The 26,129-nt window shown below is 34.6% G+C and carries 22 protein-coding genes; 19 read left to right on the top strand and 3 right to left on the bottom strand.

Going from position 1 to position 26,129, the window contains the following annotated elements:
• Nucleotides 1-47: 47 nt before the first annotated feature.
• From NH288_RS01160 to NH288_RS01100, 13 genes are all read left to right on the top strand, one after another.
• Complete coding sequence (locus NH288_RS01160) at nucleotides 48-2,141, top strand: Tex-like N-terminal domain-containing protein (RefSeq protein ID WP_265212430.1); 2,094 nt, start codon at nucleotides 48-50, stop codon at nucleotides 2,139-2,141.
• Nucleotides 2,142-3,848: a proline--tRNA ligase gene (locus NH288_RS01155; protein WP_265212428.1), complete on the top strand. Its 1,707-nt coding sequence runs from the start codon at nucleotides 2,142-2,144 to the stop codon at nucleotides 3,846-3,848.
• Between the two features lie 66 nt (nucleotides 3,849-3,914).
• Complete coding sequence (gene fba, locus NH288_RS01150; RefSeq protein WP_265212426.1) at nucleotides 3,915-4,781, top strand: class II fructose-1,6-bisphosphate aldolase; 867 nt, start codon at nucleotides 3,915-3,917, stop codon at nucleotides 4,779-4,781.
• A gap of 60 nt (nucleotides 4,782-4,841) precedes the next feature.
• Nucleotides 4,842-6,149 (top strand): transcription termination factor Rho, encoded by a 1,308-nt coding sequence (rho, locus tag NH288_RS01145; protein WP_265212425.1) that lies wholly within the window; start codon nucleotides 4,842-4,844, stop codon nucleotides 6,147-6,149.
• Nucleotides 6,150-6,216: 67 nt separating this feature from the next.
• Nucleotides 6,217-6,420, top strand: a complete 204-nt coding sequence (gene rpmE, locus NH288_RS01140; protein ID WP_106460557.1) for a 50S ribosomal protein L31 — start codon at nucleotides 6,217-6,219, stop codon at nucleotides 6,418-6,420.
• Between the two features lie 49 nt (nucleotides 6,421-6,469).
• Nucleotides 6,470-7,264: a peptide chain release factor N(5)-glutamine methyltransferase gene (gene prmC / locus NH288_RS01135; protein WP_265212424.1), complete on the top strand. Its 795-nt coding sequence runs from the start codon at nucleotides 6,470-6,472 to the stop codon at nucleotides 7,262-7,264.
• Between the two features lie 3 nt (nucleotides 7,265-7,267).
• Nucleotides 7,268-8,344, top strand: a complete 1,077-nt coding sequence (gene prfA, locus NH288_RS01130; RefSeq protein ID WP_265212423.1) for a peptide chain release factor 1 — start codon at nucleotides 7,268-7,270, stop codon at nucleotides 8,342-8,344.
• Nucleotides 8,345-9,274 carry a cation diffusion facilitator family transporter gene (locus tag NH288_RS01125; RefSeq protein WP_265212421.1) on the top strand — a complete coding sequence of 310 codons (930 nt, stop codon included), beginning with the start codon at nucleotides 8,345-8,347 and terminating at the stop codon, nucleotides 9,272-9,274.
• Nucleotides 9,275-9,284: 10 nt separating this feature from the next.
• On the top strand, nucleotides 9,285-10,328 hold the full coding sequence (locus tag NH288_RS01120; protein WP_265212419.1) for an L-threonylcarbamoyladenylate synthase: 1,044 nt from the start codon (nucleotides 9,285-9,287) through the stop codon (nucleotides 10,326-10,328).
• A gap of 2 nt (nucleotides 10,329-10,330) precedes the next feature.
• Complete coding sequence (upp, locus tag NH288_RS01115; protein ID WP_106460552.1) at nucleotides 10,331-10,960, top strand: uracil phosphoribosyltransferase; 630 nt, start codon at nucleotides 10,331-10,333, stop codon at nucleotides 10,958-10,960.
• Between the two features lie 9 nt (nucleotides 10,961-10,969).
• On the top strand, nucleotides 10,970-12,250 hold the full coding sequence (murA, locus tag NH288_RS01110; protein WP_265212417.1) for a UDP-N-acetylglucosamine 1-carboxyvinyltransferase: 1,281 nt from the start codon (nucleotides 10,970-10,972) through the stop codon (nucleotides 12,248-12,250).
• Nucleotides 12,251-14,407 carry an ATP-dependent RecD-like DNA helicase gene (locus NH288_RS01105; RefSeq protein WP_265212416.1) on the top strand — a complete coding sequence of 719 codons (2,157 nt, stop codon included), beginning with the start codon at nucleotides 12,251-12,253 and terminating at the stop codon, nucleotides 14,405-14,407.
• On the top strand, nucleotides 14,397-15,026 hold the full coding sequence (locus NH288_RS01100) for a ComF family protein (RefSeq protein WP_265212415.1): 630 nt from the start codon (nucleotides 14,397-14,399) through the stop codon (nucleotides 15,024-15,026). Before NH288_RS01105 ends, NH288_RS01100 begins: the two co-directional genes overlap by 11 nt.
• Before the next feature lie 33 nt (nucleotides 15,027-15,059).
• Here NH288_RS01100 and scfB read toward each other — a convergent pair whose 3' ends face one another.
• From scfB to NH288_RS01085, 3 genes are all read right to left on the bottom strand, one after another.
• A complete protein-coding gene (gene scfB, locus NH288_RS01095; RefSeq protein ID WP_265212414.1) occupies nucleotides 15,060-16,448 on the bottom strand; it encodes a thioether cross-link-forming SCIFF peptide maturase in 1,389 nt (462 codons plus the stop codon).
• 136 nt (nucleotides 16,449-16,584) lie between these two features.
• Entirely contained in the window at nucleotides 16,585-16,734 is a 150-nt protein-coding gene (gene scfA / locus NH288_RS01090; RefSeq protein WP_106460548.1) for a six-cysteine ranthipeptide SCIFF, read from the bottom strand.
• Nucleotides 16,735-16,778: 44 nt separating this feature from the next.
• Entirely contained in the window at nucleotides 16,779-18,119 is a 1,341-nt protein-coding gene (locus tag NH288_RS01085) for an aminotransferase class I/II-fold pyridoxal phosphate-dependent enzyme (protein WP_265212413.1), read from the bottom strand.
• An 87-nt stretch (nucleotides 18,120-18,206) separates the two neighbouring features.
• On the opposite strand from NH288_RS01085, the gene NH288_RS01080 reads away from it, so the two are divergent.
• From NH288_RS01080 to nrdG, 6 genes are all read left to right on the top strand, one after another.
• On the top strand, nucleotides 18,207-19,076 hold the full coding sequence (locus tag NH288_RS01080; RefSeq protein WP_265212412.1) for an LCP family protein: 870 nt from the start codon (nucleotides 18,207-18,209) through the stop codon (nucleotides 19,074-19,076).
• Between the two features lie 39 nt (nucleotides 19,077-19,115).
• A complete protein-coding gene (locus tag NH288_RS01075; protein WP_265212410.1) occupies nucleotides 19,116-19,634 on the top strand; it encodes an adenine phosphoribosyltransferase in 519 nt (172 codons plus the stop codon).
• 153 nt (nucleotides 19,635-19,787) lie between these two features.
• Nucleotides 19,788-20,711, top strand: a complete 924-nt coding sequence (locus NH288_RS01070; RefSeq protein ID WP_265212408.1) for a DnaJ domain-containing protein — start codon at nucleotides 19,788-19,790, stop codon at nucleotides 20,709-20,711.
• 1 nt (nucleotide 20,712) lies between these two features.
• Entirely contained in the window at nucleotides 20,713-23,298 is a 2,586-nt protein-coding gene (gene clpB / locus NH288_RS01065) for an ATP-dependent chaperone ClpB (protein WP_265212407.1), read from the top strand.
• Nucleotides 23,299-23,487: 189 nt separating this feature from the next.
• The gene (gene nrdD, locus NH288_RS01060) at nucleotides 23,488-25,608 is read left to right on the top strand and encodes an anaerobic ribonucleoside-triphosphate reductase (RefSeq protein ID WP_106460542.1); all 2,121 of its coding nucleotides are present in this window, start codon (nucleotides 23,488-23,490) and stop codon (nucleotides 25,606-25,608) included.
• Nucleotides 25,605-26,105, top strand: coding sequence for an anaerobic ribonucleoside-triphosphate reductase activating protein (gene nrdG / locus NH288_RS01055; protein ID WP_265212406.1), 501 nt, complete (start codon nucleotides 25,605-25,607; stop codon nucleotides 26,103-26,105). The genes nrdD and nrdG overlap by 4 nt, the downstream gene beginning before the upstream one ends.
• Nucleotides 26,106-26,129: the final 24 nt, after the last annotated feature.

Raw genomic sequence — 26,129 nt, 5'->3', positions numbered from 1 at the left:
TTTATTAATTATATATATATTGAAAATTATTTTATTATAAGGGATTTATGAATATTACAGAAATTTTATCAAAAGAATTAAATATTAAAGAAGACTCAATAGACAATGTTATCAAACTCTTGGATGAAGGCTCAACAGTAGCCTTTATAGCAAGGTATAGGAAGGAAGTTACAGGTAACCTTACAGATGTTGAGATAAGAGATATTGAAAAAAATCTCAACAAGCTAAGAAATATCGAAAAAAGGCAGGAAGAAATAATAAATGCCATTGATAATAAGGGCCAGCTAACAGATGAATTAAAAGAAAAAATCTTAGCAACCAACACCCTTACAATCCTTGAAGATATCTACGCTCCTTTTAAATCCAGAAGAAAGACCAGGGCTGATATAGCAAGAGAATTTGGACTTGATAAGTTTTTAGATAAGCTTCTTACAGATATTAGCGATGAAGAAGCAGCCATAAAGGAAGCTATTAATTATAAGCAAGAAAATTTAGAAGATGAAAAGGAAATTATAATAAGAGCTCTAGATATACTTGCAGAAGACATTGCGAATTCAATAGAAGCTAGAAATATTATAAGAAGAGATGGCCTTGTGAGGGCATGTCTAGTGAGCAAGCTTAAGGCAGAAGAAGATGATCTTTATGAAAATTACCACGACTTTTCTAAAAAGCTTAAGGATTTGAAATCTTTCCAAATTTTAGCTATAAATAGGGCTGAAAAAGAAGATATATTGAATGTAAAGATTGAGTTTACTGATGACTACAACAAAAATTTAATCTATAAACTAGTAAGTCAGGATAAGACCTATAATTCTTACCAAGAAGGCTTGGTAAAAGCTACAATCGATGATGCTTACAAGAGACTGATGCTTCCATCAATTACAACTGAACTTAGAAATAAGTTTACAGAAGAAGCTAGCGATGAGTCTATTAGAGTCTTTGGAGATAATCTAAAGCCTTATTTATTGCAAAGGCCTATCAAAGGTCAGGTTGTAATAGGCCTTGACCCAGGTTTTAGGACGGGTTGTAAGGTAGCTGTTGTAGATAAAAATGGAAAATATTTGGATAAGGCAGTAATTTATCCGGTAGAACTCCATAAGAAAGAAAAAGAAGCGATAGCAATTCTTAAAGGTCTCATAGAAAAATACGGGGTAAGTCTTATAGCTCTTGGTAATGCAACAGCATCTAGGGAAACTGAGCTAGTTGTAAATAAACTCCTTAAGGAAGTAGAAGGTGTAAGCTATGCTATAGTAAATGAGGCAGGTGCTAGTGTTTACTCAGCTTCAGCCCTTGGAGAAGAAGAATTTCCAGACCTTGATGTAACAATAAGAGGGGCCATCTCCATGGCAAGAAGACTCCAAGACCCTATGGCAGAGCTTGTAAAAATTGAACCAAAACATATAGGAGTTGGTCAATACCAACATGACCTTGATGGTAAAAAGCTAGATTTAGAGCTTGCCAAGGTGGTTGAAGATGCAGTAAATGAAGTGGGAGTTAGTATAAATAATGCTTCCTATAAGCTTTTATCATATGTATCAGGTCTAAATCAAAATCTTGCAAAAAGAATTGAAGAAGATTTTAAAGATGGAAAGATTAAATATAGGAAGGACCTTTTAGATGTAAAGGGACTTGGAAAGAAAACCTACGAGCTTGCTGCAGGATTTTTGAGATTTCCATCATCACCCGAGATTTTGGACAATACAGGAGTCCACCCTGAAAGCTACAAGATAGCAAAAAAACTTGAAGGTTTAAACTTAGATGAGATAAACATAGAAGAAACTGCCCAAAAATTAGAGGTAGGAGAACCGACCCTTAGAGATATCATAAAAGAGCTAAAGAAGCCCGGAAGGGACCCGAGAGATGATAATCCCGAGGTTTTGACAAAAAAAGAAGTTATGAGTCTTGATGACCTAAAAGAGGGTATGATACTTAAAGGGAAAGTTAGAAATATAACTGATTTCGGAGCTTTTGTAGATATTGGAGTAGGAACAGATGGTCTTGTCCATATATCAGAAATTTCCGATAAGTTTATAAAAAATCCTCACGATGTTTTGACAAACTCTGAGGTAGTTACTGTAAAAATTATAGAAATAGATAAGAAAAAAGAAAGAATTGGTCTTTCAATGAGGAGTGTTAATTAAATGAGATTATCAAATTATTATATGCCAACCCTAAGAGAAGATCCTGTGGATGCCGAAACAGCAAGCCATAAGCTTCTAACTAGAGGTGCTTTTATCAGACGTCAAGCTTCAGGAATTTATTCCTTCCTACCACTTGGTAAAAAGGTTATAAATAAAATCGAAGCAATAGTAAGAGATGCCATGGATAGCCATGGAGCAATTGAGGTATCAACATCAATCCTACAACCTAGAGAAATTTGGGATGCATCAGGCAGATGGGAAACATTTGGTCCTGAGATGTTTAAAATTAAAGACAGACACGATAGGGAATACGCCCTAGGTCCAACAGCCGAAGAATCTTTCGTAGATTTAGTAAAAGACGAGCTTAATTCTTATAAGCAACTTCCACTTAATATCTACCAAATAGTAGATAAGTTTAGGGATGAGAAAAGACCTAGATTTGGTATAAATAGGTCACGTGATTTCCTAATGAAAGACGCCTACACCTTTGACCAAGACTATGAGGGCCTTGAAAAAGCATATGACAATATGTGGAAGGCTTATGAATATGCCTTTGACAAAATGAAGCTTGACTACAGAATAGTTGAAGGTGATACTGGAGCTATGGGTGGTAGAAAGAGTCACGAATTTATGGCCCTTGCTGAAAGTGGTGAAGGAGTCATCCTATATACAGAAAATTCTGATAAGGCCTATACAGACGAAAAGGCAAGAAGCATAGTTCCGGTTATAAAAGAAGAAGAAAAAGAATTGGAATTAGTAAAAACTACTGACAAGAAAACCATAGAAGATGTAAGCGAATTCTTAAATGAAGAAAAAATCAAATGTGCAAAGGCAGTAGACCTTTTGGTAGAAGGAGAGCTTGTATTTGTCTTTATCCCTGGTGATAGGGACTTAAATATGGCTAAACTTATTGCCTACCTAGGTGTTCCAGAGCATGAAATTTTCATGGCAGATGATGAAAGTATAGAAAAATATACTGAACCTGGCTATACAGGACCAATCGGCCTAAAGGATGTAAGGGTAATAATTGATAAGTCACTTACAGAAATTAATAACCTTGTAGTGGGAGCTAACAAGGCTGGCTACCACTATATAAATGCAAACTATAAGAGGGATTTTGATGGGGAGATTGCAGAAGATTTAACCCTAGCCAAAGAAGGCGATGATGCTTATGATGGCAGCGGAAAATATCTATCAGCTCGTGGTATAGAAGTAGGAAACATCTTCCAATTAGGAACTAAATACTCAGAAGCGATTGGGGCAAATTTCCTAGACCAAAATGGCGTTTCAAAACCATTCGTTATGGGCTCTTACGGTATAGGTGTATCAAGATCTGTATCAGCAATTGTAGAGCAAAACCACGATGATAAGGGAATAATCTGGCCTACATCTGTAGCACCATTTGAAGCCATAGTTACAATTGTAAATCCAAACAAGGAAGAGCAAAAAGAACTAGGTGAAGAGATTTATAAAAATTTAAAAGATGCTAGGATAGATGTTCTTCTTGATGATAGAAAAGAACGCCCAGGTGTTAAATTTAACGACAGGGACCTAATAGGAATTCCATATAGGATAACAGTAGGTAAGGATGCAAGTGAAGGAATAGTAGAATATTCAAAAAGATCTGATCTTGAAAATATTAACCTAAATAAAGAAGAAGCTGTAGAGACAATTATAGAAAATATCCATAAAGATTTGCAAGACTAAGGCAATAATGGGTATCATAGTAGTAAAGGATATAAATTTTAGGGCATAAGCCCGGAGGAGAAAATAATGTTAGTAAATGCAAAAGAAATGTTAGACTTAGCTTATGAAAATGGTTATGCAATTGGCCACTTCAATACAAATAACCTTGAATGGACAAAGGCAATCTTACTTGCTGCAGAAGCAAAGAAGACTGCAGTTATTATAGCATCAAGTGAAGGTGCTGCAAAATATATGGGAGGCTTCAAAGTTGTAGCTGACCTAGTTAGAAATCTTCACGATGCTCTAAATATAACTGTTCCTGTAGCAATTCACCTAGACCATGGTTCATACGAAGGTGCAAAAGCTTGTATAGAAGCTGGCTTTACATCAGTAATGTTTGATGGTTCACACTTCCCAATAGATGAAAACCTTGAAAAAACAAGAGAAATTGTTAAACTTGCTCACGAAAAAGGCATCTCAGTAGAAGGAGAAGTAGGTGGCATTGGTGGAGAAGAAGATGGTGTTACATCAGCTGGTGAACTTGCAGATGTTGAAGAATGTAAAAATCTTGCAGCATGTGGTATAGACTTCCTAGCGGCAGGTATCGGTAATATCCACGGTGTATATCCTGCTAATTGGCAAGGACTTAACTTTGAAAGACTACAAGAAATTTCTGATGCAGTTAAAATGCCAATAGTTCTTCACGGTGGTACAGGTATTCCAAGCGATCAAATCAAAAAAGCAATCAGCCTTGGAGTATCAAAAATCAACGTAAATACAGAATGCCAAATCGAATTTGCTAAGGCAACAAGAGCTTATATAGAAGCTGGCAAAGACCAACAAGGCAAGGGCTTTGATCCAAGAAAACTTCTAAAAGACGGTACAGATGCAGTACAAGCCCTAGTAGAAGAAAAAATCGAAATGTTCGGTAGCACAAATAGTGCCAAAAACTAAATAGCGATATTAAAAGAAAAAGAATAGGGGCCTTGTGCCCCTTGATTTTTTATAAGACTTATGGATAATTTAAAAGATAAAAAATTAGTTGATTTAAGAGAAATAGCAAAAGACTTAGGCATAGAATCAATTAGTAAATATAGAAAAGATGAACTAATAAAACTTATTGAAGAAGAAAATAAAAATAAGGAAGAAGAAAGTCAAGAAGCAAGAGAAAATGACCTAGGTTCTAAATTTGATTGTGACGGAATACTTGAAATATTACCAGATGGATTTGGATTCTTAAGAACCCAACTTTACGAGTCAGGTGATGATGATATCTATGTCCCACCTAAACAAATAAAGATGTTTAGGCTAAAAACAGGAGACTACATAGAGGGAATAGCTAGAGAAAAACACGACAAGGATAAGTTTTCTCCTTTAATATTTGTATCAAGTGTAAATGGGATAAAGCCAGGGGATGCCTTTAATAGGCCACCTTTTGAAGACCTAACACCAATTTATCCGAATGAGAGAATAAGTGTGGAGACAGAATCTAAACACTTATCTGGCAGAATAATTGATATAATAAGCCCTATAGGCAGGGGACAAAGAGGTCTTATAGTTTCCCAGCCAAAGGCAGGTAAGACAACCTTAATCAAAGAAATAGAACGAGCCCTAGAAAAAAACTACGATGACCTTAAAATATTGGTCCTCCTAATCGACGAAAGACCAGAAGAAGTAACAGATTTCATAAGATTTGTAAATGAATATAGGGATCCAGAAAATGTCTTGATGAGAACTGAGGTAGCTGCATCGACCTTTGACATGCCACCACAAAACCACATAGACATAGCAGAAATGGTCCTAGAGCGAGCTAAGAGGTTTGTTGAGGAGAAGAAGGATGTAGTGATTCTTCTTGACTCCATCACAAGGCTTGCAAGGGCCTATAATATCATGACACCTCAATCAGGCAGGACCCTATCAGGTGGTCTTGATCCACTAGCCCTTGTTGGTCCAAAGCAATTTTTTGGTGCTGCAAGAAATATTGAAAATGGTGGCTCACTTACAATACTAGCCACAGCCTTAGTAGATACTGGTTCTAGGATGGATGATATAATTTTTGAAGAGTTTAAGGGAACTGGCAATATGGAAATCCACCTAGATAGACGTTTATCAAATAGAAGGATATTCCCAGCTATAAATATCGAAAAATCATCAACAAGACGTGATGATCTTCTTTTATCAAAAGAAGAAATGGAAGCTATTTATAAGCTAAGAAATTCAGACCTAAATACAACAGAATCTATTCTGGAGTTAATCGATTGGATGAAAAGGACAAAATCTAACGAAGATTTTGTTAAACTGATAAATTCATCCCTTAAATAACTTGATTTAAGTATACAAAGCAGGTATAATTTTAATTGCTTATTGAAATGGAAGATAGAGGTGAATTATGAAAAAAGAATTACATCCAGAATATCACCAAGCTAAGGTAACTTGTGTGTCTTGTGGCAACGAGTTTACAGTAGGTTCAACAGAAGAAGAAATCAAAGTAGAAGTTTGCAGCAATTGTCACCCATTCTACTCTGGTAAACAAAGAACTGCTGAACGTGGTGGTAAGGTAGAAAGATTTAACAAGAAATACGGTAGAAAATAATAGAAAGAAATATAAGGTAAGGCAACTTACCTTATTTTTGTGTAAAATAATGAAAATATCAGAATTTTTAAAAAAAGATTACAACACAACACTCATAGCTCTTTCCTATATTTTAGATAAACCCAAATCTTTTATACTCTTAAATCAAAATTTAGACCTAAAAGAAGAAGAATCTAGAAAATTAAACGATATAATAAATATGAGGAAAGAATCTATTCCCCTCCAATACGCCATAGGCTGGTGGGAATTTTATAATTTAAGGCTTAAGGTTGATTCTAGAGCCCTTATACCAAGGTTTGAAACAGAGATAATTGTTGATTATATTATAAAATCTAACTTTAATAAGAAAAAAATCCTAGATATAGGAACAGGTAGTGGTGCTATAGCCCTAAGTCTTGCCTATAATCTAAAGGACTCTCTTGTCATTGGATCAGATATAGAAGATAAGGCTCTAAGCTTAGCAATTGAAAATAAAGAGTATCTAGATATAAATAATGTCGGCTTTATCAAATCTGACTTATTTGAAAATATTGAAGGCAAATTTGATTTAATAGTATCAAACCCACCTTATATCAATGAAGTAGATTATGAAAATCTCGATAAAGAGCTTTTTTATGAACCTAAATCAGCCCTTTATGGCGGTGTAGATGGCTTAGATTTTTATAGGCAAATTGTAAAAGATGCACCAAACTATCTAAATGATGGAGGACACCTAATTTTTGAAATAGGTTATGATCAAAAAGATGAGATTAATGAATTATTGAAGAATGAAAATTTTATTAAGATAAAAAACATAAAAGATTTTAACGATTTTGATAGATTTATTATTGCACAGAAAGGATAAATTATGTTTGAAAATCTAGAACATGTTAGAGAAAATTACAAACAACTTGAATTAAAACTTGCAGATCCCGCAGTTTTAGCAGATATGGATCAATTTAGAAAAGTTTCTAAAGAGTACAATTCACTAAAACCAGTAGTTGAAAAATACGAAGAAATTAAAAACGCAGAAGATACAATAGAAGAAAATCAAGAGCTTCTAAACGAGACAGATGATCAAGATATGATTGCTATGCTCAAAGAAGAAATTGATGAAAACAAGAAAAACCTTGAAGTCTTCAAAGATGAAATGCAAATTCTTCTAATACCAAAGGACCCTAACGATGAAAGAGACGTAATTGTTGAAATTAGACCAGGGGCTGGAGGTGATGAGGCAGGACTTTTTGCTGGAGACCTTTACAGAATGTATAACATGTATGCTGATAAGGCAGGCTTTAAGACTGAAGATATTGAGGTTAACACCCAAGGGGTAGGTGGAATTAAGGATGCTACCTTTGTTGTAAGAGGTGAGGGAGCTTATTCTAAATTAAAATACGAATCAGGAGTTCATAGGGTTCAAAGAGTACCTGAAACAGAATCTGGTGGTAGGATACATACATCTACAGCAACTGTTGCAGTTCTTCCAGAAGTCGATGAAGTAGAGCTTCACATAGATCCTAACGATATTAGGGTGGATGTTTATAGGTCAAGTGGTAATGGTGGCCAATCAGTAAATACAACTGACTCTGCTGTAAGACTTACCCATATTCCAACAGGCCTAGTTGTAGCCATACAAGATGAAAAAAGTCAGATAAAGAATAAAGACAAGGCCATGAGAGTTCTTAGGGCTAGACTTTATGAGTTAGAAGAAGAAAAAAGAAATAAGGAAATAGCAGATAACAGAAAAAGCCAGGTAGGTACTGGTGATAGGTCTGAAAGAATAAGAACCTATAACTTCCCTCAAGGAAGAATAACCGACCACAGGATCAATAAGACTGTTTACCAACTAGATGATTTTCTAAATGGAGATATAGAAGATATGATTAACTCCCTAATAGCAGAAGATCAAACTAGAAAGTTAGAAAAAATAGGCGAGGAAGAATAATTGTTTGATTTCCTTGCTAAAAGATTGGTAAAGGATTATAAAAATACAGATAATCCTGATGTAAGGCTAGATTTAATAAGTGTATCGTCTCTTATTGGCATAATAATGAATATCATACTTTTTATAAGTAAGATTATTTTAGGTTTTGTAAGTAAGTCTACAGCTATCTTAAATGATGCCTTTAACAACCTTTCTGATTCGGTAGTCTCAATAATGGCCTTAGTTGGTTCTAGTTTTTCTAAAAAACCAGCCGATAAGGACCATCCATTCGGGCATGGTAGGATAGAATATGTGGTATCCTTACTTGTTTCGATAGTGATTATCTATGTGGGACTTATGCTTTTTATAAACTCTGCAAAGTCTTTTAATGATAATAACCCCAACGGTCTTAGTTTACTAAGTTTTATAATATTATTTGCCGGTATCTTGATAAAAGTATACATCTATAGGTTAAATGCAAAATTATATAAGGATTTGGAATCAGACCTAAACCTAGGTGTAATGCTTGATGCTAGAAATGATATGATTTCAACCAGCGCAATTATTTCAGGTGTATTTTTGCAAAGATTTGTAAGTTTTAACCTAGATGCTGCAATGGGTATTGTAGTAGCGTTTTTTGTTATAAAGCCTGGTATAGACTTATTTAATGAAACAGTAAAATATTTATTAGGTGAAAGAATTGATGAGCATATAGAAGAAAAGATTTCTGAAATATTATTATCTGGCCAATATATAAAGGGCATGCATCATTTGGATATTCACCAATATGGTAGGGGACAGATAATAGGGTCGTGCCATGTTGAGGTTCCAGGAAATTTGACTGTCAGCGAACTTCATAGTGAAATAGACAGGATCGAAAAAATTATTAGGAAGGAAACAGGAGTGATACTTACACTTCACGCTGATCCGACTTATTGTATTTTAGATTAAAGAAGGCTAAATGAAAACAGAAGTTTTAGAGTTAGATAGAAATAACATTGATGAAAAAATAATAAAAAAGGCAGCAAGCTTGATAAATGAGGAAGAACTTGTAGCCTTTCCGACTGAAACGGTCTATGGACTTGGGGCAGATGGCCTAAATGATAAGGCTTGCCAGAAAATTTTTAAGGCTAAACATAGGCCGGCCGACAATCCTTTGATTTTACACATTTCAGATCTAGAAATGCTAGAAAAATTAGTAGATGATATAAAAGAAATGGATAAGGACCTATTTAAGCTTTGGCCAGGGCCATTAACACTGATTTTTAAGAAATCCAAGCTAATACCTGATTCAGTCACAGCTGGGGGAGATACTGTAGCTATTAGATTTCCATCAGATAGGATTGCAAATAAGCTTATAGCTTTTGCAAATACACCAATAGCAGCCCCATCTGCAAATATTTCAGGTAGGCCATCGCCAACTAATGCAGCTGATGTATTTTTTGATATGGAAGGTACCATACCAATGATCTTAGATGGTGGAGAGTCTAATATTGGTATAGAATCTACTGTTCTTGACTTATCAGAAGATGTGCCAGTGATACTTAGACCTGGCTTTTATACCTTTGAGTTTCTAAAAGAGATTATCCCTGATGTGAGACTAGATGATAGCCTTGTAGATGCAAGTGTCAGACCAAAATCTCCAGGACAAAAATATAAGCACTACGCCCCAAAGGCTAAGATGAAAGTATTTGTAGGCCAAGGAGCAAAAGATTATATTTATGATCTTGCAAATTCTTATAAAGAAAAATCTTATAGGGTAGGAATATTAGGATTTGAGGATTCTAAAGAAATATTTAAAGATTTTAATTTTATAAGCTTTGGTGATAGAAATGACTTATCTACAATGAGCCATGTTTTATTTTCTGCCTTAAGGCAGATGGATAGGATGGATGTAGATATTATTCTAGCAGAAGGTGTTAAGGAAAATCATTTGGGTAAGAGTATAATGAATAGGATGAAAAAATCGGCAGCAGGCGATGTGAATTATATAGGAGATAAATAACAATGAAAAATGTAAAAGTATTAGACCATCCAGTAATCAAACACAAAATTTCTATTTTAAGAGATATAAATACAGGATCAAATGAGTTTAGATCTCTAGTTACAGAAATAGCTATGATGTTAGCCTATGAAGCAACATCAGATTTAGAGCTTGAAGAATATGAAGTAGAAACACCAGTTGCAAAGACAACTGGCTATAGACTAACAGGGAAAAAAATCGGTATTGTTCCAATTCTCAGAGCAGGTCTTGGCATGGTTGATGGGGTATTAGAAGTCCTACCAGCAGCTAAAATTGGCCATATTGGTATGTATAGAAACGAAGAAACCCTACAACCTGTAGAGTATTATTGCAAACTCCCTAGTGATGTGGAAAATAGAGACATACTCGTAGTAGATCCAATGCTTGCTACAGGTGGTTCAGCTTGTGATGCTATAGATAGACTAAAAGAATATGGTTGCAAATCTATCAAATTATTAAGTGTAATAGCAGCGCCTGAAGCTTTCAAATTACTTGAAGAAAAGCATCCAGATGTAAAAATATATATAGCTCAATTAGATGAGAAATTAAATGAAAATGGCTATATAGTACCAGGACTTGGTGATGCCGGCGATAGGCTATTTGGCACTAAATAAGGACTTGATATGGCGGGAAAAGAAATTTTAGTAATAAATTCTAATGGACCTCTACAGGGAGAAGTGAATATTTCTGGAGCGAAGAATTCGGCTCTTCCAATACTAGCTGCCTGTGTCTTAGGTACAGAAGAAATAATATTGGATGGTGTTCCTGAGCTTAAGGATGTAGAGATAATGGTCGAAGTCCTTAAGCATTTAGGAAGTGAAGTAAAGTATTTAGACACTAATACCTTAAGCATAAATTCAGCTTCAATTAATACCTGCGAGACACCTTTTGATTTAATGGATAAGATGAGAGCTTCATTTGTTGTTATGGGTCCTCTCTTATCAAGATTTAATGCAGCTTATACAAAGGCTCCAGGCGGATGCAATATAGGAAGCCGTCCAATAGATTTGCACTTAAAGGGTTTTGAGGCTTTAGGAGCATCTAATATAATAAATGATGATGAGATATCTATAGAAGCAAAAGATGGTCTAGTAGGTACAGAGATATACCTAGACTTCCCATCAGTAGGGGCTACACAAAATATTATCATGGCAGCGACTCTTGCAAAGGGTAAGACCACTCTAGAAAACGCAGCCAAGGAACCAGAAATAGTAGACCTTGCTTCTTTCTTATCAAAAATGGGAGCAAATATAAAGGGAGCTGGTACATCAACAATTGTAATTAATGGTGTAGAAAAGCTAAAGGGAACAAGACATACCATAATTCCTGATAGGATAGAAGCAGCAAGCTATATGACAGCTGCAGCAATGACTAGGGGAGAGGTATTGATTAATAATGTTATCGGCAGCCACATCAGACCTGTTATAGCGAAGCTTGTTGAGATGGGCGTTGAAGTAGAAGAGATTGAAGATGAGGATAAGATTATTGTAAGGGCAAATAAGGGCAAGCTTAAGGCTACCAACATTCAAACCCTTCCTTATCCCGGTTTTCCAACAGATGCTCAAGCTCAATTTATGGCGCTAATGACAGTTTGCGAAGGTGAGAGCAGGATTCAAGAAACTGTTTTTGAAAATAGGTTCATGCACGTAAATGAACTATCAAAAATGGGGGCTGTTATCGCAACATCTGGTAATAGGGCGACAATTGCAGGTGTTGAAAAACTTCATGGAGCAGATGTAAAGGCAACAGATTTAAGAGCAGGCGCTGCCCTTGTAATGGCAGGACTTGTAGCTGAAGGCACTACTAGAGTATTTGACATTTACCACATAGATAGGGGCTATTCAAATCTAGTAGAAAAACTTACCAAGCTTGGAGCAGATATTAAGAGAGTTAGAGTAGAATAAATGAAAATAGAAGGCATAGTAACAAACATTAGGTATAGAAATGATGAAAGTGGTTATAGTGTAATGACCCTTGAAACTACTGATTCAGATATTACCATTGTTGGTACTATGCCTATTTTTAATGAGGGAGATAGGATACAAGTAGAGGGAGATTTAACCTATCATGATAAATATGGTGAGCAGATAAATGTCAGAAATGTAAGTCTTAAAAAACCATCAGATAAAGAATCAATAATTAAATTTCTATCAAACTCAAATATAAGAGGAATTGGACCTAAAACTGCTAAGGCCATCTATCAAAAATTCGGAAATGAGTCTCTGGACATCCTATATGACGATACAGAAAGGCTTATAGAAGTAGAAGGAATTGGCAAGAAAAAACTAAGAGATATAAGCTTATCGGTAGAAGACACTAGAGATTCTAGACAAACTATGGAATTTTTAAATAAGCTAAGAATTTCTTACAATCTTTCTATGAAAATCTATAATAAATATGGTGAAAATACCAGAGATATAATAAGGGCAAATCCTTATAAGCTTATAGAAGATATAAAGGGAATCGGTTTTAATATGGCAGATAGCCTTGCTCGTAGTATGGAAATGAAAGTCAATTCATCATTCCGTATATCAGCAGGACTTTCCTATGTGATTGATTATGAGGCTGATTTTAATGGCCATACAAGCTTAAAATTAGAAGATTTGATAATTAAGACCCAAAATTTACTAAAAGTAGATAAAGACCTAATATCTAGACAAGTTGAAGAAGATTTGCTTTCTGGCAAACTTGAGCTGGTAGTAATAGATGATGTCTCCTATGTATATGCCAAAAGTCTTTATAAGGCAGAAAAATCTGTAGCAATGAACTTAGCCAAAAAAATTGCTGCCTCTTACATTTTTGATGTAAGTATAAATGAGGACTTAGATCCATATTCCAAAGAACAAAAAGAAGCAATAAATAAGGCCTTTGAGAATATGCTACTTGTAATAACTGGTGGGCCAGGTACTGGTAAAACAACCATAATCAACGCTATAACAAAGATACTTGATGATAATGATCTATCCTATGCCTTGGCAGCTCCAACTGGTAGGGCGGCCAAAAGAATGCAAGAATCAACAGGTAAGGAAGCTTACACCATCCATAGACTTGTGGGTATCAGGCCAGATATGCCGATAGCTGAATATAACGAAGAAAATCCAATCGAAAAAGACTATATAATCGTCGATGAGATGAGTATGGTTGATATTTACCTAATGAAAAATCTTCTTGATGCGATCGGGGAAAATACTGCTCTAATTCTAGTGGGAGATAGCGACCAGCTTCCATCAGTAGGCCCTGGTAATGTCTTATCAGATATTTTAGAAACCAATATTAATTCAGTGAGGCTTGAAAAAATATTTAGGCAGGCAGGAGAATCTAATATAGTTTTAAATGCCCACAGGATAAATAAGGGTGAATATCCATTTTTAAACCAACCGGGCAAGGATTTTTTCTTTATAAATGCAAATTCTAAAAATTTTAAAGAAAGACTTCTGGAATTAATAAAAGATAGGCTACCAAATTTCTATAAACTTGATCCAATAAATGATATCCAAGTTTTATCTCTATCAAGAAAGACAGCTTGGGGAGTCGATTCTATCAATGAAGCTATCCAAGAAACTATAAATAAGCAAAATATTTTTTTGAAGATCAATAATAAGACTTTTAAACTCTATGATAAGGTCATGCAGGTTAGGAATAATTATGATTTAAAGGCAATAAATATAGTGGAAAATGACGATGGGGTTTATAATGGAGATATTGGCATTATCAAAGAAATAGACACCAATGAAGAAAGTCTTAAGGTTGAGTTTGAAGATGGTAAGGTCATAAAATATAAAAAAGAAGACATAAAAGATCTTGACCTATCCTATGCCATCACAGTTCACAAGTCTCAAGGCTCAGAATTTAAGTGTGTAATAATTCCTATGATGCAGGTGGCACCTATGCTTTTAACTAGAAACTTACTTTATACTGGTATAACTAGGGCTAAGAGCCTTGTAATACTATTGGGTGAGAAGAGATTTATAAAAACAATGGTCGACAATAATAGGTCAAATAAGAGAAATACCAACCTAGCCTATTGGATAGGGGAAATGGAGTCTATACTTGCTGATTGATTTTTTATTTTTAGACCCTAACAAGTGTTATATTTGTAAGGAAGAATATATCTACAAATACCATATCTGTAGAAATTGCTTTGACAAACTAGACTATGTAGACAATGAATTTCTAGTAGGAGATACCAAGGCCTATGCCATGTTTTTTTATGATGATTTTTTTAAAAAACTAATAGGGGATTATAAGTTTGAAAGAAATACATCCCTTTCCAGAGTTTTTTCTGAATTTCTGTATGAATATGGGACTAGGAAAGGCTTATTTGATGCTGATTATATATTGACATCTCCATCTTCAAAATCAACTCTAATAGATAGGGGATTTGATCAAATAAGGATGATTACAGATGACTTTATAGGAAAGATAAGGCCAAGCTATCTGGATGAATTTAGAAAGGTTAAAGACACCAAGACCCAGCATGATTTAGGCAGGGAGGAAAGGAGTCTCAACCTAGTTGATGCTTTTGCTTGCCAAAAAGATTTGACAGGCAAGTCTGTTCTTATTATCGATGATATCTTAACAACGGGAAATACAGCTAAGGAAATCATTAAAGTATTAAAAGCATCTCATGCCAAAGAAATAAAAGTATTGGCCCTTGCTTCAGAAAAAAGGGTAATCTAAAAGCCAAGCACAAGCTTGGCTTTATTTGTGCCTTTAGGCAAGACTTTCTTCTTTTTCAGCTTCCTTAAGGAATTCATAAATTTTTACGGCTAGGGCCATTTCAATTCTTTTTCTAAATAATTTGCAAGAATATTCGTGGGTGTGATTTAGATCGCCTGTGGCATTGTAGTTATTTGCCGCACAGCCTCCTGAACAATACATATTGGCCCAGCATGACCTACACTCTTCTTTAGAATAGCAGTTGCAGGTTTTAAAGCGATTTACAAGCCCCTTATTTTTTACTCCATCATAGATATTTCCGATTATAAAGTCTTCATTGCCTACAAATTGATGGCAAGGATAGAGGTCGCCTGTAGGGGTTACTGCCATGTACTCTGTACCAGAACCGCATCCAGAAAGTCTCTTGTGGATACAAGGCCCATTTTCAAGATCAATCATATAGTGGTAGAAAATAAATTTATCATCCTTATCGATTGCTTCCATCATTATGTCAGCAAGTTTCTCATATTGATCATAGAGGATATCAAGGTGCTCATCTTTTAGAGCATATTCATTATCAGGTGAACCAACAACAGGTTCAAGGGATGTCCTCTTAAAACCTAGGTCAAGATAAGTCTTGATATCTTCTGTAAAATCAAGGTTATTGGCTGTATAGGTTCCTCTCATGTAATATTCCTTATCACCACGTCTTTCGACAAGTTTTTGGAATTTTGGAACTATAAGGTCAAAGGAACCTGTTCCCTTCATAGTTTTTCTGAAATGGTCGTGCTTTTCGCGTCTTCCATCTAGGGATAAGACAACATTTTTCATGTTCTCATTTAAGTAGTCAATATTTTCGTCGTTTAGAAGTAGGCCATTGGTTGTAAGGGTGAAGTTAAAGTGCTTGTTAAATTCTTCTTCCTTACTTCTAGCATAGTCTACTGTGTATTTTACAACGCTTAGGTTCATCAAAGGTTCACCACCAAAAAAGTCAATATCTAAATTATAGTGGCTTCCAGAATTTTCTAGTAAAAAGTCAATAGCAGCTTTGGCTACTTCCTTAGACATAATCGCATCAGGTCCATGATAGGTTCCACCCTTAGCAAAGCAATAATCGCAGGTAAAATTACAGGTATGGGCTACATTTAGGCAAAGGGCCTTGATAGTTGTAGGTTTTTTTGTTACATCTATGGCAAGGTCCTTGAAATTATCTTCTGTAAACAATTGGCCGCTTTCAATAAGGTCGCTTACTTCATTGAAGGCAGCTTCTAATTCTTCATCTGTCACATTGTACTTAAGGCTTAAATCTGTTTTTAGCTTATCTATGTCAGAATTCTTGTAAGATTCTATTATGTCGTATGTAAGGTCATCTACTAGATGAACAGAACCACTGTATATATCTAAAACAATATTAAAACCCTTAGCTTTATATTGATGTATCATTATTCCTCCTATGGTTTTTTAACCTAATATATTATACTTAATTACTAGGAATATAAAAGTTAAGAATACAAAAAGACCCTCGCAATTACCCAAAAAATCAGATAAGATTTGCAAAGGCCTTCTAATATGTAAGCTCTTATTTATTTTTTTTGCTAACACATTCTTGGTTTGCAACTCCGCAAGATGTTTTGCAAGCAGATTGGCAAGAAGTTTGGCATTCACCACAACCACCATCTTTTTTGCTCTTGTGTAAGTTTCTTGTATTTAATGTAAGAATTCTTTTCATAATACACTCCTTATAATTCATCTTTGTATATAATTATAGCATTTTTATTCACTTTTGTCAATAAGGCAAGAAATTTCATCTTCGATATTTAAAGAACGACCCTTTGATTTCATAAAATCTAGGCAAGCCAAGGTATTTTCATCAATGATTTCTCCTGGTGTAAGGATAGGAATGCCAGGCGGATATGCATAGATAAATTCTCCTGCAATGTGACCTACAGAATTTTCTAGTTTTATCATGATCTTTTCTTTTTCGTAGGCCTCATATAGTTCGTATTTTTTTATAGGCTTTGGATAGGTAAACTTATAAGAATTATTTCCTTTTAAAAGTGCCTTATCAATTTTTATTAAAACTTTTTCTAAATATTTAAAAGCTTCTTCACTATCAAAAATACTTGCTATTAAAAGGGCGTAGGATGGATAGGCCATCTCTATTTCTATCTTATTATTTCTAAGTATTTCTTGTAAATTTACACCGTTTATATTTGTATCTTTGCAAGAAATTAAAATTTTAGACCTATCTTTATCCTTATGGTCAATTAGCTTTAAGTTTTTAAGCTTAAGGTCATATAGCTTATCTAAATTATCATTTAAATCATCCATCATCCCATAAAACTTGTCGAAATTTTCTATCATTTCATCTATGGATTGTAAAATTAGATAAGATGGGGATGATGTTTGAAAAATCGCCATACTTTCCTTAAGACTTCCTATCAAAGATTCATCATTTACCAAAAGAGCGGCTGATGGGGTAAGGGCTGAGAGATTTTTGTGAAAGGATGTAACAGCTAGGTCAAAGCTATTTTTATAAAGTTCATTTAGGTATAGGTGGCTCCCGTGGGCTAGGTCTACAAAAAGTTTGGTCTCATATTTTTGGCATATGCCATAAATTTTTTCTAAATCTAGTATATAACCTTCATAGGAAGGACTTGTCACCACTACAGCCCCATAGGATTTGTTTTTTAATTTATTCTCTAAAACATTATAATCGATACCTGCTACAGCGCTTACCTCATCTGTTATTATATCGATGTAGTCAAGTTTGCATTTATTTATGAGAGCGGCATTATAAACAGCCTTATGGGATGACCTCTCTATTAGAAGATTTTTATTGTTTTTGCTGAGGCTTCTTATTGCTGCAAGGATGCCATTTGTTGATCCATTTGTAGAAATTATAGCATCTTTTACTCGATAATTTTCGGCAATAGCTATCTGCATTTTTACAAAGATTTCTTTGGGGTCATTGAGGTTATCAAGTCCTTCTATTTCTGTAAAATCTCTTAAATATCCCAGGTCATTTCTTAAAAGCTTCGATCTTTTGTGGCCTGGCATATGGAAGGGATAGGTATTTTCATTTAGATATTCATCAATTTTTTTAATTAACATGATTCCTCCTGTCTTTATTATAGCCTAACTTACAAATATTTTAAGAAAATCTTTTAAAAAGGGTGTAAAATAGTCATAGGTGATAAAATGAAAAATAATATGATAAAAATAATTAAATCGGTACTTGTATTTTTGATGTTTGTAGTGGTTTTTGCTGCAGGTTTTCTCTTACTAAACTTTTTTAAAAATGATGGAGCTGGTGGTGAAATTTTTGATATTTCAAATGACAGAGGGTTTATGTTCTTGCTTGCAGGAGTAGATTCGACTGGAGAAGATACTGGCACAAGAACAGACACGCTTATGCTTGTCAATGTAAATAAGGATAAAAACACCATAGACATGATTTCAATCCCAAGAGATTCCTATGTTTCAATTAGGGGGTCAATGGATAAGATTAATGCAGCCCACTCTTATGGCGGAATTGATTTGACAATGGAAGTTGTGAGAGACTTTCTAGGAATAAATCTGGATAAGTACTTTGTTATTTCATTTGATGCAGTTATTGCAGGGATAAATGCCCTTGGCGGTATGGATGTAGAAGTAAGTAATGAAGTAGCAAGTGCCATGGGCATTAGCCCAGGAATAAGGAAAATGGCAGGTGATGAGGTCTTAGCCTATGTTCGCTTTAGAAAGGGCTATCAAAATGCAGACCTTGGTAGGATAAATACCCAACAAGATTTTATGAAACAGTTTATAAAGGAAGCAACAAAGGCAGAGAATATAAGCAAGCTTCCATCAGTATACAAGGCTATGAAACCATACATTAAGACAAATATAGGTCTTAAAAACCTTTCGTCCTTAGCTTTAGAATTTAAGAGTGTAGACCCTTCAAATATTAATTCTATTCGCCTTGAAGGTGAGCCATTTAATGCAGGTGGTATATCTTATTTTAAGGTTTATCCTAATTCTATAGAAGAAATTAGGCAAAATTATCTAAAATCTTATTTAAGAAATTAATAATAGGGTATAATACAAATGTACAAAGATGGAGGAGATATGGACATAAAATCATTAATCAGGGTTATAGAAGATTATCCAGAAAAAGGTATATCTTTCAAAGATATCACAACCCTACTTAAAAATAGGGAAGGCTTTAAAGAAACCCTAGATAGGTTAGAAGAAGCATTAAAAGATTACGAGTTTGACTATATAGCAGGAGTAGAATCAAGAGGACTTATTTTTGGTGCACCCCTTGCTGATAGACTAAACAAGGGCTTTATTCCAATTAGAAAACCAGGAAAATTGCCTGGAGAAATTGAAAGAGTATCCTATGAGTTAGAATATGGTTCAAACGAGCTTGAAATCCACAAGGATGCCCTAAAAGCAGGGGACAAAATTGTAATAGTAGATGATCTTATAGCCACAGGTGGATCTGCTAAGGCAAGTGCAAAACTAGTTGAAAGCCTTGGAGCAGAAGTTGTATGCTTTGAATTTTTAATCGAACTTACAGGCCTAAAGGGTAGGGAATATCTAAAAGATTACGATGTAATATCAATAGTAGAATACGACCACTAAAATTTGGAGCTTTCTTAGTAAAGCTCTTTTTATTGGTTAAATTTATATAGAAATTATTGGTCAAAAAGTTATAAATATACTTGAAATGCATATTTAAGTCAGTATAATTAAATTAAGGTCAGAGATGGTCAAACGAAAAAGATGGAGGTAAATATGCAATATAAAGATTACTATGAAGTGCTAGGGGTGGACAAGAAAGCTAGCGCTGATGAGATCAAAAAAGCTTATAGAAAATTAGCTAAAAAATACCACCCAGACCTTCATCCAGATGATGAAAGTGCACACAAAAAATTTACAGAAATAAACGAAGCCTACGAGGTTTTATCAGATCCAGATAAGAGACAAAAGTATGATACCTTTGGTTCAGGAGCCAATTTTACAGGTGGTCAAAATTTTGATCCGAGAGATTTTGGATTTGATTTTGGAAACTTCGGCAATGGCTCATACACATATACAAGTTCAAATGATTCAGGTTTTTCAGATTTTTTTGATACCTTATTTGGAAGCTTTGGATCTAAAAGTCAAAGCACAAGCCACAGTTCAAGGTTTGGGGGTTTTGGCAACGGATTTTCAAAAAAAGAAAAATCGAAGCTAAATACCGAAGTTACTATATCAATAGATGAAGCCATGGAAGGTACATCTAGAAAGATATCTGTTAACTCACAAGGAAGGCTTACCGATATAGATGTTAAGATACCAAAGGGTCTTAAAAACAAAAATAAGATTAGAATTGATGGTTCAAAATACGGCCTTGCAGCAGATATATATGTAAAAGTTAATATAAAAGATGATGAAGACCTTGCTCTTGATGGAATAGATTTAATCAAAAAAATTAAGCTTAGCCCATGGGATGCCTACTTTGGAAAAAAGGTAAAGGTAGATACTAAGTCAGGGGCCTTGCTTGTAAATATTCCAGAAAAGATAACCACAGGCAAAAAAATTAGACTAAAAGATAGGGGCTATGTAGATAGGAAAAATAACAAGGGTGATTTAATCCTTGAAATCCAAATAGATAACCCAGATCTTAATGAAGAACAAGTCGAATTATATAAAAAGTTAAAAGAAATCGAGGGATAATATGGATAACAATAAATTAACACAAAAATCAATAGAAGCAATTAATAATGCAAATTCAATGGCTATAAAAGATGCAAACCCAGAAGTAACTGAGTTTCATCTTGGCCTAGCCCTAGTAGAAAGTTCAGATTCCTATGTATCAATGGTTTTAAAGGACATGAGAGTAGATGTAAATTCTTATAAAAACGATCTAGAGAAAAAGATAGAGTCTTTGCCAAAACAATCAGGTAATGCTAAGACCTATCCATCACAAGTATTTCAAAGAATATTCCTAAAAGCAGAAGATGAAGCACAAGCAATGGGGGATTCCTTTATATCAGTAGAGCACATCTACCTATCACTACTTAAGGAAAAAAGTGAAATCACTGATCTTAACAAGAGATATAATATTACCTATAAGGCCTTCAAAGATACTGTCCTAAAAGTCAGGAATGGTCAAAAAGTTACAAGCGATAACCCAGAAGAAACTTCAAATCCTCTAGAAAAATTCGGTAGAGACCTAACAGCAGAAGCTAGGGAAGGTAAGATTGACCCAGTTATTGGTAGGGATAGCGAAATTAGAAACGCCCTTAGAATTCTAAGTAGGCGTAAGAAAAACAACCCTGTACTAATTGGTCAACCAGGTGTTGGTAAGACTGCTATAGTTGAAGGTCTTGCCCAAAGAATTGTAAATAACGATGTTCCAGAGCCACTTCAAGGCAGGAGGATTTTCTCACTTGACATGGGTGCCCTAGTAGCAGGTGCTAAATACAGGGGCCAATTTGAGGAGAGACTCAAGGCAGTAATTGAAGAAGTCAAAAAATCTGAAGGTCAGATTATAATGTTTATAGATGAGATCCACACCATAGTTGGCGCTGGTAAGAGCGAGGGTGCAATGGATGCATCAAACATCATGAAACCAATGCTTGCCCGCGGAGAAATCAAGGTAATAGGTGCTACAACCCTAAATGAATATAGGGAATACATCGAAAAAGATGGGGCCCTAGAAAGAAGATTCCAAAAGGTAATGGTAGATGAACCATCAGTAGAAGATACAATTTCAATTTTAAGGGGAATCAAAGAAAAATATGAAGTCTACCACGGAATTAGAATTCAAGATAGTGCTGTAATAGCAGCAGCTGAATTATCAGACAGGTATATATCTGATAGGTTTTTACCAGATAAGGCAATAGACCTAATGGATGAAGCTTGTGCTACAGTTAGGACAGAGATAGATACCATGCCTAGCTATCTAGATGAGCAAAAGAGAAAGCTTTTACAATTACAAATTGAAATAACAGCTCTTAAAAAAGAAGAAGATGAGTATTCTAAGAAAAGACTTGAAGAATTAGAAAAAGAATTGGCAGATTTATCTGAAAAATATAATGAAGATTTCCTAAAATGGAAGGAACAAAAATCTGCTATCGATGAAGTTAAGGATATAAAAGAAGAAATCGATAGGGTAAAGATAGAAATTGACCAAGCTGAGAGATCTTATGATTTTGAAAAATTATCTGAACTTAAATATGGTAAGCTAGTTGCTCTTGAAAATAAATTAAAAGAATTAAGTGCTAAGTCAGAAAATGAAAATAAAGAAAGCATAAAAGAGGAAGTTACTGATGAAGATGTAGCTGATGTAGTAAGTTCTTGGATAAATATACCAGTATCAAAACTTGTAGAAAGCGAAAGAAGTAAAATCCTCCACCTAGATGAGACTCTTCATCAAAGAGTAATTGGACAAGATGAAGCTATCAAGGCAGTAGCAGATGCTATAATAAGAGCTAGATCAGGTCTTAAGGATGAAAATAGGCCAATAGGATCCTTCATTTTCCTAGGTCCTACAGGTGTTGGTAAAACAGAGCTTGCAAAGAGTCTAACAGAGGCCATGTTTGATGATGAGCATAATATGATAAGGATAGATATGTCAGAATATATGGAAAAATATTCTGTATCAAGACTTATAGGTGCAGCTCCTGGCTATGTTGGCTATGAAGAAGGTGGCCAACTAACAGAGGCTGTAAGACGTAAACCTTACTCAGTAATCTTATTTGATGAGATAGAAAAAGCCCATCCAGATGTCTTTAATATACTTTTACAAGTCTTAGATGATGGAAGGCTTACAGATAGTCAAGGTAGGACTGTAGACTTTAAAAATACCATCATAATAATGACTTCAAACATCGGTAGCCAGTACCTAATTGATGGTCTAAAAGAAGATGGCACAATCAAGGAAGAAAACAAATATCAAGTAGAAGAATCCCTAAGACATTCCTTTAAGCCAGAATTTTTAAACAGGATTGATGATATAGTTATGTTTACACCATTAACTAGCGATCAAGTTTATGAAATAATAGATCTACAAATCGACAATATAAGAAAGAGATTAGCTGATAGGGATATCAAACTTGAAATAAGCCCAGCAGCAAAAGAATATATCCTAGAAAATTCTTATGATGTTGAATATGGTGCAAGGCCAGTCAAGAGATTCCTACAAAGAAACGTTGAAACTATGCTAGGTAAATTGATTATAGAAGGAAAGGTAGCAGAAAAAGATACAGCAGTCTTAGTTCTAGATGAGAATAATAATTTGACCTTTGAAGTTAAATAGCTTAGTTAAGACAAGTAGAAAAATAGACAGAGTGATTTAATAGATTGCTCTGTTTTTTATTTGGCTATTTTAAGCCAAAACTACTATATGTAGTATTTAATTGCTATTCGAGCACTATATATAGTGCTAAATATTTTACAGAAAATCTTATTTGTGGTATCATATATACATAAGATTTCGGAGGTAAAAATGTTACAAGTAATAAAAAGAGACGGGACTAAAGTCGATTTTTATAAAGATAAAATTACTCTAGCCATAGAAAAAGCCATGCATTCCCCAAGTGGTATTTATGTGGAAGGCCAAGCGGCTGAGATAGCTAGTGAAATTGAGGAGAGATCTAAAAATAAAAGAGAAATCTCCATTTATGAAATTGAAGACCTAGTCTACTACAAATTAATAGATAGGAAAAATCCTGCAACAGCTAAGGCCTACGAGTCCTACAAGGCAGTTCAAGCCTACAAGCGTGAGCAAAATACATCTGACGATGAAATAATCGGTCTATTAAATCAGACAAATATAGATGTAATGGATGAAAACTCAAACAAAAATCCAATAATTGCCTCAACACAAAGGGACCTAATAGCAGGAGAAGTTGCAAAAGATATAGCAAAGAGAAAACTAATCCCAGCTGATCTTGTAGAAGCTCACGAATCAGGAGCCATACATATCCATGATCTTGATTATCTAATCCAGCCAATTTTTAATTGCTGCCTAGTAGATATGAAAGATATGTTAGATAATGGGACAGTTGTCAACGAAAAGATGATAGAAAGTCCAAAATCATTCCAGGTAGCTTGCAATGTTATGACTCAAATCATAGCCCAAATTGCATCAAACCAATATGGGGGCCAATCAATAAATATATCATGCCTAAGCCCATATCTTAAAAAATCATATGCTAAGAACCTTAAATTATCAAAAGAAATTCTGGCAAATGAAGAAGATATCCAAAAAATGGCCAAAGCTCTTACCCAAAGAGATCTGGAAAGCGGCATACAAACAATCCAATACCAGATAAATACCCTCATGACAAGCAATGGTCAATCACCATTTGTAACCTTATTTATGCATACAGATGAAAATGATCCATATTTAGATGAGACAGTCCAAATAATAAGAGAAATCCTAAAGCAAAGAATAGAAGGAATCAAAAACGAGCAAGGAGTTTATGTAACTCCAGCCTTCCCTAAGTTAATATATGTCTTAGATGAAAATAATATCCATATAGATTCAAAATATTTTGACCTAACAAGGCTTGCAGCCAAATGTACTGCAAAAAGAATGTATCCAGACTATATTTCAGCTAAGAAAATGCGTGAAAATTACGAAGGCAATGTATTTTCTCCAATGGGATGTAGGGCCTTCCTACCTCCTTACAAGGATAAGTATGGGGATTATAAATTTGATGGTAGGTTTAACATGGGAGTTTGTACAATTAACCTTCCTCAAATTGCAATCCTTGCAGATGGTGATGAGAAACTCTTTTTTGAAATATTAGAAAAAAGACTAGATTTAGTAAAAAGAGTAGGACTCTTAAGATATGAACACTTATCAAAGGTCACAAGTGACTCATCACCAATCCACTTCCAACATGGAGCGATAGCAAGACTTAAAAAACACGAGTCAATAAAACCACTTCTAGAAAATGGTTATGCAACTGTAACTATTGGCTATATAGGAGTCTATGAAGCAACCAAGCTTACAAAGGGAGTATCCCATACCACAAAAGAAGGCTATGAATTTGCCATGAAAATCATGGAACTTCTAAATTCCAAGAAGGAAGAATGGACAGATAAATACCATATAGCCTTTGCAGTTTATGGAACACCAGCAGAAAGCTTAACCCACAGGTTTGCATCAATTGATAAAGAGAGATTTGGAGATATAGCTGATGTAACAGATAAGGGCTATTATACCAACTCCTTCCATGTGGATGTTAGAGAGAATATAACAGTATTTGATAAGTTTGATTTTGAAAGTAATTTCCAAAAATTATCAACTGGAGGATGTATTTCTTATGCAGAAATACCAAATATGACCAATAACATTGAAGCAGTCCTTACAATGATAGAATATATTTATGACCACATCCAATATGCCGAATTTAACACAAAGAGTGATTATTGTGGCAACTGTGGCTATGATGGAGAAATTCTTCTTGATGATGATAACCAATGGTATTGTCCAAATTGTGGCAACCACGATAGGGCAAAACTTACAGTAGTAAGGAGAACTTGCGGATATCTTGGTGAAAATTTCTGGAATGAAGGCAGAACCAAGGAAATAAAAGCGAGAGTGCTCCACATATGAATTACGGTCAAATAAGAAAATACGATGTAGCAAATGGTCCTGGTATCAGGACCACTTTTTTCCTAACAGGTTGTGATAGAAATTGTCCAAATTGTTTTAATAGGGACTATATGGATTTTTCTTATGGGAAAAAATGGGATAGGACAGCCGAAGAAGAGGTTATTTCTTATCTTAAACTTAAGGAAGTAGAAGGGCTTACAGTCCTAGGAGGCGAGCCTTTTGAAAATCCTTTAGGCCTTAAAGAAGCTTTAATAAACATAAGAAAAGAAGTAGATAAGTCCATATGGGTTTACACAGGTTTTAAGATAGAAGATCTGATGAATATAAAATTAGCTAGAGAGATTTTAGAGGAGATTGATGTCTTGGTAGATGGTGAATTTATAGAAGAGCTCAAGGATTTAAAGCTTAAATTTAGAGGTTCTTCAAATCAAAGAATAATAGATGTTAGGAAAACTTTAGAAAATAATGAGATTATTATCCTAGATGGGTATAAATAGAAAAAGAGTAATTTAGGAGGAAAT

The sequence above is a fragment of the Anaerococcus sp. NML200537 genome, from assembly GCF_026131715.1.
Lineage (GTDB): Bacteria > Bacillota > Clostridia > Tissierellales > Peptoniphilaceae > Anaerococcus > Anaerococcus kampingae.
Note: the sequence above shows the minus strand (reverse complement) of the source record. Positions and strands in the feature narration are given on the sequence as shown.